At 37.8% G+C, this 12,056-nt stretch carries 13 protein-coding genes and 1 other RNA gene; 3 read left to right on the top strand and 11 right to left on the bottom strand.

The window, feature by feature from the left end; translation table 11 throughout:
• Positions 1 to 339: 339 nt before the first annotated feature.
• Genes H4J69_RS00700 through H4J69_RS00675 form a run of 6 tightly spaced genes read right to left on the bottom strand, consistent with a single transcriptional unit; the run spans position 340 to position 5,298 of the window.
• Positions 340 to 1,611: a lipopolysaccharide assembly protein LapB gene (locus H4J69_RS00700; RefSeq protein ID WP_182230112.1), complete on the bottom strand. Its 1,272-nt coding sequence runs from the start codon at positions 1,609 to 1,611 to the stop codon at positions 340 to 342.
• Between the two features lie 5 nt (positions 1,612 to 1,616).
• Complete coding sequence (locus H4J69_RS00695; protein WP_070374081.1) at positions 1,617 to 2,231, bottom strand: energy transducer TonB; 615 nt, start codon at positions 2,229 to 2,231, stop codon at positions 1,617 to 1,619.
• A gap of 3 nt (positions 2,232 to 2,234) precedes the next feature.
• Positions 2,235 to 2,636 (bottom strand): biopolymer transporter ExbD, encoded by a 402-nt coding sequence (locus H4J69_RS00690; protein ID WP_070374082.1) that lies wholly within the window; start codon positions 2,634 to 2,636, stop codon positions 2,235 to 2,237.
• A 12-nt stretch (positions 2,637 to 2,648) separates the two neighbouring features.
• Complete coding sequence (locus H4J69_RS00685) at positions 2,649 to 3,173, bottom strand: MotA/TolQ/ExbB proton channel family protein (RefSeq protein ID WP_146798594.1); 525 nt, start codon at positions 3,171 to 3,173, stop codon at positions 2,649 to 2,651.
• A complete protein-coding gene (locus tag H4J69_RS00680; protein ID WP_070374084.1) occupies positions 3,173 to 4,516 on the bottom strand; it encodes a MotA/TolQ/ExbB proton channel family protein in 1,344 nt (447 codons plus the stop codon). Before H4J69_RS00680 ends, H4J69_RS00685 begins: the two co-directional genes overlap by 1 nt.
• Complete coding sequence (locus H4J69_RS00675; RefSeq protein ID WP_070374085.1) at positions 4,516 to 5,298, bottom strand: DUF3450 domain-containing protein; 783 nt, start codon at positions 5,296 to 5,298, stop codon at positions 4,516 to 4,518. Before H4J69_RS00675 ends, H4J69_RS00680 begins: the two co-directional genes overlap by 1 nt.
• Before the next feature lie 449 nt (positions 5,299 to 5,747).
• On the opposite strand from H4J69_RS00675, the gene H4J69_RS00670 reads away from it, so the two are divergent.
• From H4J69_RS00670 to H4J69_RS00660, 3 genes are all read left to right on the top strand, one after another.
• On the top strand, positions 5,748 to 6,533 hold the full coding sequence (locus tag H4J69_RS00670) for a TSUP family transporter (protein ID WP_182244085.1): 786 nt from the start codon (positions 5,748 to 5,750) through the stop codon (positions 6,531 to 6,533).
• 22 nt (positions 6,534 to 6,555) lie between these two features.
• Positions 6,556 to 7,161: a primosomal replication protein PriC gene (priC, locus tag H4J69_RS00665; protein ID WP_182217995.1), complete on the top strand. Its 606-nt coding sequence runs from the start codon at positions 6,556 to 6,558 to the stop codon at positions 7,159 to 7,161.
• 99 nt (positions 7,162 to 7,260) lie between these two features.
• Positions 7,261 to 7,524, top strand: coding sequence for a late competence development ComFB family protein (locus tag H4J69_RS00660; RefSeq protein ID WP_070374088.1), 264 nt, complete (start codon positions 7,261 to 7,263; stop codon positions 7,522 to 7,524).
• A 568-nt stretch (positions 7,525 to 8,092) separates the two neighbouring features.
• Here the strand turns inward: H4J69_RS00660 and ffs are convergent.
• The 5 genes from ffs to H4J69_RS00635 all read right to left on the bottom strand — a co-directional run bounded on the left by ffs (position 8,093) and on the right by H4J69_RS00635 (position 12,049).
• Positions 8,093 to 8,189: signal recognition particle sRNA small type (gene ffs, locus H4J69_RS00655), an RNA gene on the bottom strand.
• A 170-nt stretch (positions 8,190 to 8,359) separates the two neighbouring features.
• Entirely contained in the window at positions 8,360 to 9,217 is an 858-nt protein-coding gene (locus tag H4J69_RS00650) for a DUF3014 domain-containing protein (protein WP_182217997.1), read from the bottom strand.
• A gap of 145 nt (positions 9,218 to 9,362) precedes the next feature.
• Positions 9,363 to 10,016, bottom strand: coding sequence for a maleylacetoacetate isomerase (gene maiA, locus H4J69_RS00645; RefSeq protein WP_182217998.1), 654 nt, complete (start codon positions 10,014 to 10,016; stop codon positions 9,363 to 9,365).
• Positions 10,017 to 10,049: 33 nt separating this feature from the next.
• Positions 10,050 to 11,600 carry a transcriptional regulator TyrR gene (gene tyrR, locus H4J69_RS00640; protein ID WP_182218000.1) on the bottom strand — a complete coding sequence of 517 codons (1,551 nt, stop codon included), beginning with the start codon at positions 11,598 to 11,600 and terminating at the stop codon, positions 10,050 to 10,052.
• A 110-nt stretch (positions 11,601 to 11,710) separates the two neighbouring features.
• On the bottom strand, positions 11,711 to 12,049 hold the full coding sequence (locus H4J69_RS00635) for a 4a-hydroxytetrahydrobiopterin dehydratase (RefSeq protein WP_182221589.1): 339 nt from the start codon (positions 12,047 to 12,049) through the stop codon (positions 11,711 to 11,713).
• Between the last annotated feature and the right edge of the window lie 7 nt (positions 12,050 to 12,056).

Raw genomic sequence — 12,056 nt, 5'->3', positions numbered from 1 at the left:
CAACGACCGCTATCGGGCACACTCCAAAGTAATATGAATGTTCAATCATGTCCGCGTATATCAAAATATACAAAAAATTTTAGTATGTATTATAAAATGCGAATGTCTTCAAAGTGGCAAAAGTGATCATTAGAAGCCAATCTCATTTAGTGATTGGTAGTCTTAAACATTATGTGCTTTCACACTATACAAGGGCTCAATTATTTTAATGAGGCGGTCAGTCTAAAAATTTATCAAGGATAATCAACTAAATTTAACGAAGTATCTTTTGAATTGAAGGAATTTTAGCGATAAAAAAACCAGCCATAAGGCTGGTTTTTAACGCAAAGACAAAAGAAGTTAAATAGAAACGTTCTTACGTGCTGCGGTATCTTTGATATAAGTAACCCAACCTTTAGCCGTTCTACGTGACTTAGGGTCTTTTAATGCTTTTTGTACATAAACATTGGCTTGCTTATAATTTTCAAGATAAAAGTATGATTCTGCAATACTTTGGTTCAAGCGACCTTCGTTACTAACACCAATCTCGATGGCTTTCTTTAAAGCAACTATCGCTTTAGCAAATTGCTCATCTTGATTTAACAACATACCTTGCTTGCTGTAATGCTTAGATAAATTAGTCATTTTGGCTAATTCACCGTAGTAAGCAGCAGCTTTACCTATATGCTGAGCAGCATGCCAGCTGTTAGCTAAAGTAAAGAGGTTTTTGTCATCACGAGGTACAACGCCCGAATCAATATACTTTTCCATTAAAACAGCTGCTTTATGTGGAATTTGACTTTGAGCATACAAGTTAGCAAGCATCTTAATTTCGTTTTCTTTATCAAGATAGCCTTGCTTATAAGCTAGATCCAATGTCTGTAAACTTTTTGGGTAATCTTCAACCATCGCATAAAACGAGGCTAATTGAGTCCAAAATAGTTTAACTTCAGGGAATAATTGCACTGCTGTTTCTAAAACTTCAACACATTCTTTAAACATCTTACGTTCATAATAAGAGTTTAATTTAAGAACATGTGGGTTTTGGTTTTTCTTATCACCAAAAACCGCGATAGCATTATCGGCAGCAGGAATAACCTTAGCGTATTGTTTAAGTTCTAAATTAGCCTGAGCTATTTTGATCCAAACATTACCATCAGTTTCCCCTGTAAACTTCATCCAAGCATCATAAGCAACAAGCGCTTCTTTATAGCCTTGTACTTGCATCTGCAAGTCACCCACTAGTTTCAGTGAGTCGGCATGCTCTTTCTCATTTAAGATATCAGGTGCAAGTGCTTTGTTAAGGTAGATAATTGCATTCTTTTCGTCACTTTTCTGCGCATACATCACGCCAATAAAACGATCTAAAAAAGCAATATCATAATCTTTTTTTGCATTTATTTCTAAAAGCAAAGTCAGAGCATTATCGATGTTAGAACCATCTTCAGCTTCAACGCCGTAAGCTTCAAAAGCTTTGGCTACCTTTTTACCAACAGTTGGACCAACAAGCTGTGTTTTACGCTCTTGTCTCTCACTCTGTTCTTCCCCTATAGCATAAGCTACAGGAGATAAAGGCAAATGAGCAATCGTTACTGAACCTATGATCAATATAGATATAAAAATCTTATTCATTCTGATTACTCCTTATTCATACTAAAGTCTAGTTGTACCGTTAAACCAGGACGACGTTGAGCAACACCGTCAACAACTTTTGGCTTGTAACGCCATTTTTTCAAAGCGCGTTTAGCCTCTCTGTCAAATATACGTTTCGGTTCTGAATCGATGACTTCAACATCTTCAACACCACCAAGTTCGGTAATGGTAAATGAAAGCTTAACCCAGCCTTCTTTACCATCACGAGCGGCTTGCTGTGGATACTTAGGGTCAATACGTACGATTGGCGATGCATCACCGTCACGTCCAAAACCAGCTCCCGGAGCAGACATACCTGAATTAGCACCAGATAATTGCACACTAGGCATATTAAACGTTAGTCCACCTGAGTTGTTATTAGCTTCAGGCTCTGGAGCTTGAGGCTTAGGTGGCGTTTTTGGCGGCGGTGGCGGCGGCGGCGGTACACGCTGTCGACGTTCTGCTGCTGACTTAGGCGGCGTAGTATTAACTTCTACAATAATATTATCTAATGGATCTTGTTTCGTCATGTCACCACTTGAAACAAGAAAAGCCATAAAAGAAAATAGTGCAAAAGTAACCGCTGCGCCTAGTAGTAATGAAACTAAAAAGCGAACCATAGACTACCCCTTCGCTGCAGCAATAGAAATTCTATCTATACCTGCATCTTTAATCGCATCCATCACTTTAACAACTATGCCATGTTTTGCATCTTTGTCTGCTTGAATGATAACAACATCAGTTGGTTGCTCTGCTAATAATTTTTCAATGTTAGCAGCAACACGTTCGACATCAACGCGACGTTTATCTAACCAAATTTCGCCATTTTCTCTAACAGCAATAAAGATGTTAGCTGATTTTTGCTTGCTTTGGTTAGCGGCTTTAGGTTTGTTAACTTCAATACCAGCTTCTTTTACAAATGAAGTGGTTACTATGAAGAAGATCAGCATGATAAATACGATGTCTAGCATCGGTGTCATATCAATTACTGCTTCTTCGTCTTCACGAATACGTTTACGTGCCATTCGAATATCTCTCTAGTGATGAGGTAAACTGTCAATCAGTTTAGCCTTTGCTAGTTTAACTTTAGCGTCTAACCTTGTACTGAAAAACACTCCTGATAACGCAGCAACCATTCCCGCCATTGTCGGGATAGTAGCCATTGATATACCAGCAGCCATCAGACGCGGATTACCTGTACCTTGTTGAGCCATTGTCTCAAACACACCAATCATACCGGTGACTGTACCTAGCAATCCAATCAGTGGACACATTGCCACTAAGGTTCTAATTGTGAGCATACGTTGCTCTAGTAATTCTGTCGCTTCGGAGATCCAAGTATCTCTAATCCGATGGGCATACCAAGATGTAGTATCTTGGCGTGCATCCCAACGATTGACGATATCGTCTTTCATTGCAGGATAAATTCTTGATAAGAACCAGTAGCGTTCAATCATCATTACCCACATCAGTAAGAGAGCGAAGGCAACAACATATAATACGTTACCACCTGTCGCAATAAAACTCCTGACAGATTCCCAAAGCTCTATCAGGAATAACATTATTTAGACTCCTTCTCAGCAATGGCAGCAATTAATCCTGCGCTTTGCTCATCAAGCTTTTGCAATACTGACTTACTTTTACCCGCAACAACGCTGTGGATTAAGATAAGTGGTAATGCACAAATTAGACCTAATGCAGTTGTTACAAGTGCAAGAGAGATATCACCAGCCATTATTTTCGGGTCGCCTGTACCAAACAATGTAATCGTTTGGAAAGTCATAATCATACCGATTACTGTACCTAATAGACCCATTAATGGAGCAATAGCAGCAAACATTTTGATTAAGTTGATACCGCGATCGATTTTCGGTGTTTCGCGTAAAATAGCTTCATCAAGTTTAAGTTCAAGTGTTTCAGCGTCAACATTTTTGTTTTCGTGATAAACCTTGATTAAACGTCCTAGTGGATTGTTATCATTAGGCTGTTCAATATTCTTTTCTTGAGTCTTGATGCGAGAGCTAATAGTCGTTAAGAAAATCATACGCTCTAAAGCAATTAAGAAACCAATAACAAGTAATACTGTGATTGCATAACCAACAGTGCCACCTTCATGGTAGAACTCCATAAGAACTTTCTTACGAGTTTCAAGGGCTAAGATACCGCCACGTGAAGGATCTACGTATAGAGGATGATAGCCAGAAGTTTCACCAAAGAAATCAGAAGCTGTGCTAGAAATATAACCCGCTGGCTGTTTAGCCAAAGGTTGAATTTGACCAACTTCATCATTGTAGTTTAAGAAACCGTCAGCAGATACTAAGTTAAAAGTACCAATACGTGTAACAGTTTGCGTAGAGGTTGAACCATCTAAGCTTGTTACTTCAGCGCTAAACTGTGAAATTTTACCCGATTGAGTCATTTCAGTTTGTAAAGCAATCCATAACTCTTCAAGTTGCTCAAGTTCAGGTATTTTCTTAGAGTTGGCAATAACATCTAATGTTGCGCCACGTCCAGGAAATTCAGCACTTACAATTGATGTTACGATTTGACCGTAAGCATCAGCGGCAGCAGCACGAGTAACACCAAACATTTCGCCAAGAGTACCTTTAGCGTTGTCTAATTCAACTGAACGTTGCGCGATAGTAATATCGTTAGCAGCATATTCTTTAGTTAAACGGTCGTTACGTGTATTTTGATTAGCTAATTCTTTCTTAGCTTTATTCAAAAGTGCTTGCTTGTCTGCACGAGCTGAAGTGAACTCTGCTTCGCGCGCTTTATCAAGCTTGCCTTCAGAAATTCGATCGTTTTTAACTTGCTTTAATAAATCATCCAAGTCATTAGCTACGGCTGAAGTTGCTACAGTCATTGACGCAGCAAGCATTACAAAATTAATAATTTTTCTCATTATTTCGCTCCCGCTGCAAATACTGGTAATTTAGTTAAATCTTTTGGTAATTGGTTACGCGCCATAGCGATTGCATCTTTAGTAGGCTTTAAGTATTCATCGCCTAATGCTTCCCAACCGCGTGTTTCATTGTTCCAAACCCAAACATTTTTCATGTCTAGTGATTGAGCAACTAGAGCTACACGGCCCATATGAACGAAGTCAGCAGTAATTGTACGGTCGCCTAAATCAAGCTCACCTTGGTAAGCTGCAAAAACAGTACCGTAGTTTGCTTCAATTTCGTAAGCTTCAAGTACTAAACGAAACTGTTCAGATACCGAAATATCAGAAGCGCCTAGCACGTCACGTAAGTTAGCAACGCGCTCTTTACGGTTTTCAATATTCACAGGAATATCTAACGCTACAAACTTGTCTAACGTATCAATCATCTTATACATAAGAGGAACGATACCTTGTTTAGTTTTGTCAATACCAGCGATCTGATCTTCTAAAGATTTGATATTCGCAAGTTGGTCATTAACCATCAATTGAATGTGATCATTGTATTGAGATAAAGTTTCAGCTTCATCAACAGTTAAACGATATTCACCTAAAAGCTCAATAGTTTGTTCATAAATACTATTGATTTTTTGTTGTGATTTTTTAGAAGCTTGAAAAGTGCTAGCTTCTGCTTTTTGTAGTTCTGATAATGCATCTGCAGAAGCGAAGTTGCTTGCTGTTAATGCTAGTGCGCCAATTATCGTCGAAGCGATAAGGCTTTTCTTGTTGCTAAATTTGGACATAGTTCCCAACCAATTGCTATTGAATGTGGATAACATGGAGATGTTAACGCAAATTTAATAATCTGCCATTTTAAGTTTTTATTTCTCTAGAATAAAACAATGCAATACTCCCAGACGACAGCGTTGCTGTCAACTAGGTACATAAAAAAGGCTGCTAATTACCAGCAAATTACATAAATTTGCTGGTTTCGTTACAAAAAATAAACATTAAGTTAAAAAAATCGTAAGTGATTTGCAGTAACTTTCTGAATAAATTAGGCGACTAAACAAACACAATTTTCTGTAAATATATTTGCTCCTATTAGTTTTACTAATTCATTCGTACTAAGTCAAATTTATTTATTGAAATATTGATAATATTTATAAAAAAAAGGTTGGTAATTTGACATATTTAAAGATTAAAACCGTGCTACTATTCGCCTATAGCACTAATTTACCTATATTTATTTATGTTTATAGATTCAACTTTTAATTTTGAAATATGGTTCACTTTATGTGCCATTGGATTTATCGCAGGACTCATTGATGCAATAGCTGGCGGTGGTGGTATGCTAACTGTTCCAACATTACTCTCGGCCGGTTTACCACCACATCTTGCTTTAGGTACCAATAAGCTTGCCGCTACTTTTGGTTCATTAACCGCTTCAGTGACTTTTTATCGTAAAAAGCTATTTGATCCCAAATTTTGGCGTTTATCGATTTTATATACGGCGATAGGTGCTGTTGTGGGCACGTTTGCTGTTGGCTATTTGTCAGGTGATTTTTTAGAAAAATTTATTCCTATTGTTATCGTTATCACTGCCATTTACACCCTGTTTTCTAAAACCATTGTCACTGAGTTAAAGGGGCTACCTGCGTTAACTTTTCGTTTAAAAATCACCCAAAGTATTCAGGGTTTACTCTTAGGATTTTACGATGGCTTCGCCGGTCCTGGAACCGGGGCATTTTGGACCGCATCCTCAAGTGCACTCTACAAAATAAACATATTACTGAGCTGCGGATTGGCGCGTTCAACTAATTTTGTCAGTAATTTCTGTAGTTTATTAACCTTTATTTATTTTGGTTATGTTAATTTTATTATCGGTATTTCGATGGGTATATTTATCATGCTAGGTGCTGCTGTGGGTGCACATTGGGCAATAAAGTTTGGTAACCGCTTTATTCGTCCTGTTTTCATCATCGTCGTTATTTCTATGTCAGCAAATTTAACTTATCATGCGTGGTTCACTCAATAACAAGGTCAAGAGGTCGTCAAATATGCAATTAGCAATCGACAGAATTACAGCTGTTTTAGATAGTCTAGCTGAGCAGGCTAAAATTATTGATACTGAAAATCAGCAGACTAAATCACATTATCTTTTAAAAGATAAAGATATCTTTTCAGAAGCTTTATTTGCCACCAATAGTGATAAAATAGGCGCATATGTTGATGAGGTACGTGGTAAAACTATCGAATTAGCTCGGTTATTAAAGAGTGGAAAAAAAGAACTATCGCAAAATAGATTACAAGGTATTGAGCAACAAATATCATCAATAATCAATGCAATAAGATCAAACAAAGGGCTTCATCAAGAAGCACAATACCGATTAACAGCGATAAACGCTAGGCGTTATAAGAAAGCGGCAAAAGAACTCTTTAAATCCAGTCAAGCGCTCTATCAGCAATTAGCAGAGCACCACGAGTTTGAGCGCCGCTTACTTGCTATGCTCAATGAAAGAGAGCAACTTCGTCAAAGTGCAACGCCTGCCAAAGCAAAGAAAATATTGGATGAAGTCCTTGCCCTTCACCAAAGGTTAGGTCGATGTCGTCAAGCTATTTCAAAAATAGAGCGCGAAATAGAAGTTTCAGAAAAACCGCGATGATATCTGTTAAATAACTCGCTTTTTGCTTCATCTCGCATTAATCTTAAATAATAACAAACAATAAATTAATCTATTATTTAATCGTAAAAGAGGGCTGGAATGAGAATATCTGATGACATTCATAACTATTATGAAAAACTAGTCGTACAACATTTTGCCGCGCTAAAATTAGAAGAGAAATATGAAGCTGATTTTATTGCTGACCTAACCTGTGTAGTGCTAAATCAACTACCCACTCGTTATATTAGACATGAAGTTGATATGTCATTCTACTTACCTGCTTCAGAACGTTTTGAAATGGAAAACAATGTAAAAGTTGCTATTAGTAAGGCAATAGAGTTTATGAAAACTCATAACACTTAACTACTGTTCTTTGATTTATTAAGAAGGCAAGTGGTCAAGTCAATGCTCACTTGCTTTTCTTTTACCCTTAAGCATTCCCTTTAAATGATGACCTGCCCTTATATTAAACCGTTAAAGTTTTAATACCGATTAATATTCATTTTTTAGCCATTAACTAGCTAAATGCTTTTCACTTCATCAGAAACCAGCTAACCCACTCAAATGGCCTTAAAAGTATAAAGACATAAATAGACCTGCATTATCCCTTTGCACTCATTTTTGAGCGTTTCAGTGCTTACAAGTAGGATTTATAAATGTGTGATGACATTAGCAAATAATTTATTAACGGCTGACAAGTATCATACCCCCTTTAAATGACATTGCTGCCAGTAAAATCATCTGTCGGTAAGTTGATATTTTCTTGGCTTGTTTGTTACGGGATATTCTTGGAACTTTAGATGGAATTATTTCGCTAGCGATAAATACCGGCTCGAATGTATAAATGGGGAATTTTAGTCGTAAAGAGTTGGTACTGAAAGTTGCAAGGTAGCTAAAGATTGTAAGTGATTGATAAAAAGAGTGGTGGCAACCCTAGCAGCCACACCTCGGCACATGAGTCGTCTGCTGCGGTTGCTTCCTTCCGGATCTGGCCGAGTTCACAGAGTATCATTGCGAGGGGACCGAAAGGGTCACCATAGAAAGTTGTCGTTCTCACTTCAACGGCGCGAATTATGGCTAAAGATTTAGCTTGATGCAAGCGCTAGTTATATAAATAAAATCGTTCGCTGTTTTTTTAACCACACTAGCAGGTGTATAGCTAAAATCACCTTAAAATTAGCTTGGAATTACCTTTAAATTATGGACGCTCGCGTGCCAACCGTTCATTAATTTCTAATAAGACTGATTTAATCACCAATAGGTTTTCTTTACCTAAACGTAATAACAGTTTGTCGGCAGCATCAAGGGCTTCTATTTTTTCATCTTTAAAGCGAAACATCACACTGGGGCGAACTAAGTCTAATGATTCTTTTGGAATTTCCATATCCAAGACCTTGGTAATAGCATCATGTAAAACCTCAGTAAAGTTGTCGTCTGGATAGCCTAGCTCTGCATAAGCTTGATCAATCAAAGGCTTCATTTCAAAGTACGACTGCACCAGTGTTTCACTGTCAAATGAACGCAGTAAATCAACATAAAGTGTAAAACGTCGCGCTGCTGACTCATCCCACTTCCAATCACTACTTGCCCCGTTGCTAACCTCATTTGCTAAAAATTTAGTATTAGGTTTAATTAACGGACTATGAGCGTAAGCGATATTACCTTGTGCAAAATTATCAGTGAATACCACAAAACGGCGGATCATATCTTTATCAATGACCAACTTTAACAGTTCTTTACGCCAGGTAAAACTTGGTAGCTTTTCTTGTAACCAAACATCACTTTCATTTAAGGTTGGTAATATCGGTTCAGGCTCAATAGCAACGACGGGTTCTGTCACAACTAAAGGAAAAACTTCTTCTTCAGTTAATATCGGCTCTACTATAGGCTCGGGCGGAATTTCAGCTTTAACGATAGCCACTGGCGCCACTTCAACAACTTCTTGTTCGGTTGTCGATGACATATATAACCAAACTAAGGCGGCTATCACTATAGCAATAATAACGGCAATAATGCCCCAGGAGGTTTGTTTACCTTTTTGCGCTTGATCTTCCATAGGTACCTAATATTCAATTTATCTAAAGAATGCATGATGAATAACCATTGCAACCCGTTTTCATCTAAGTTGCAAGGGAATACGTGATCTAAAATAACTTTTATTTGAAATTGAGTTTTTATCTTTTTATATTATTACTTAACAATTATAAAATAGCATCGTCTTGATTTTCTGGTAGTGCTTTTATAAAAGCGGGTAACTGGTTGCAACGCTCAACAATGGCATTAATAAGCGGAAATGCTGACATATCTACTTTAAAACGATTTGCATTGTAAACTTGTGGAACAAGGCAAAGATCAGCAATAGTGACATCATCACCATAGCAGTATTTTCCTGATACCTTTTGTAGTTTTTCTTCAAAGGCAGCAAAACCTATGCTCATCCAATGGTGACTCCAAGCTAATTTATCTCTATCTTCAGCACCTAGTGTATTGACGAGATATTGTTGTACACGTAAGTTTGTTACTGGGTGTACTTCACACGCGATATCTAAGGCAAGTGCTTGCACTTGTGCTTTAGCATAAATACTTTCAGGATAGAGCTGTGGTTGAGGGTATTTATTATCAAGGTAATCAAGTATTGCCATACTTTGATTTAGCACCAAGTCGCCATCAACTGTCTCATCAATTAACGTTGGAACTAAATGGGTTGGATTAAGTGCAATATAAGCTGCACTGTGCTGTTCACCGCCATTGTTAACTAAATGAACGGGTACAGATTCACAATCAATGTTTTTCAAGTGCAAAGCAATTCTTACTCGATATGCAGCGGACGAACGCCAATAACCAAAAAGTTTCATTTTATATCTCTATTTGTTATCTGTATGAATTATTTAAATTTTAACGGTTTTTTTATTGATGTCATATTCACGTAATTTATTTGCAATGGCGGTATGGCTTAATCCTAATTTTTTCGCTAATTGTCGAGTACTAGGATAAGCCGGGTATAGTTTTCTAAGTAAATCAGCTTCAAAACTTTTAACCGCAGCATCTAAAGTTCCTTCAAATTCCTTTTCTAGATAACCATGTTCACGTGTATATGCAGGTAATTGCAGATGAGAGGTCATCACAATACTGCCTTCCATTAATGATACCGCACGAATTAATACATTTTCGAGCTGACGAACATTACCTGGCCAAGGATAATGTTCGATAAAATCACGACAGTCATCTGACATAGTGACAATCGTTTTACCAATACGTTGACCAAATTTTACAATAAAAAATTCAGCCAGAGGGATAATATCCGAACGTCGGTCACGTAATGAAGGTATATTTAGTCCAAGTACATTTAAACGGTAGTAAAGGTCTTCTCTAAAATCGCCGGTAGAAACCATGCTAAGCAGGTCACAGTTGGTTGAGCTAATGATCCTGACATTGACCCTAATCTCTTCCTCGTCATTGACGCGACGAAAAGTACCATCTTGAATGACACGCAGTACTTTAGTTTGTAATTTAGGTGACATCTCCCCCACTTCATCTAGAAATATTGTGCCACCGTCTGCTGATTCAAATAAACCCCGTTTAGCTTTATTCTCGCCTTTTGAACCTGCACCAAAAAGTTCTGTTTCTGCATCGTCATCAGGTAATGCTGCACAGCTTAAAGTCATAAAAGGTTTGTTACTGCGATCACTCGCGGCGTGACAAGCATGAGCTAACAGCTCTTTGCCCGTGCCCGTTTCACCAACAATGAGCATTGAAGAGTCAAGGAGTGCCATGCGTTTTGCTTCACGAATAACTTTACGCATCGAGCCACTACTTGCTTGTATACCGGCAAAATTATTTTCATTCGCTTGTTTAAAAGCACTTATTTGTTGGCCTAAACGTGCTTCTGATTTTAAAATTAATACCGCACCCGCTAAAACGGGGATACCGCTTTGATCGGTCACATGGATAGGCATGATATCAGCCACAAAGTCATCATCTTGAAACTTTAAGCGACGCGTTTGAGCAAGTACTTCATCGGCATCTAACCAGCGATTAAAGTTAAAGCCTTTTAACCAATTGCCAACATTATCGCCAATAATTTCATGATCTTTACAGCCCATAATACCGGCAGCTACGGTATTTACAATACGGATATCACCTTTTGCATCAATAGATATAAAGGGATCAGGAAAAGTTTTAATGAGCGTGGAGAGTTCATTGCGCTCACGTTCAGAGGGCATAAAAGGTGTTGTTTTTACATCATTCACGCCTTCAATTAAACGTAAACGTGGCATAAAAGTTTGTAATTGGCTAAATTCTAAGTCAGGTATGTTGATAAAAATTTCGCCTGGCTGCTTTAGTTCAATGCCACGTAAATTGATTTCATGTTCAACAAATATTTCTAATACTTCTCGGGCAATGCCGACTCGATCGCAACAAACAATTTCTAAACGCATTTACCTTACCTTAATAGCCAAGTATTCCTGTTCGGTATTGTAAACTAATTTGTACAACAAAAAAAAGCCCCCTGAGGTAGGAGGCTGCTATTATCTAATGTAAGCAAATATTACAAAAGTTTGTCAGTTTTTGCTGCACAAATAAAATCATTACGGTGTAGCCCTTTAATAGCATGTGTCCACCAAGTAATTTTTACTTTGCCCCACTCTAATAAAATCGCTGGATGATGGAATTCTTCTTCGGCTAATGTAGAGACTTTATTTGCAAATGCCCATGATAATTTATAGTTCTTAAATTTATACTCACGTTCAAGCATCATAACCCCGTCACGTACTTCAGGGATCCAGTCTGGTATTTGTGCTAATAGTGCCGGTAACTCTTCATCACTCACTTGTGGCGCGCCAACTTGGCATGCTTCACATTTTTGTACAGATAATTGCTCAGTCATTATTTTT

This window comes from Colwellia sp. BRX10-9, from assembly GCF_014077405.1.
GTDB lineage: Bacteria > Pseudomonadota > Gammaproteobacteria > Enterobacterales > Alteromonadaceae > Colwellia_A.
Note: the sequence above shows the minus strand (reverse complement) of the source record. Positions and strands in the feature narration are given on the sequence as shown.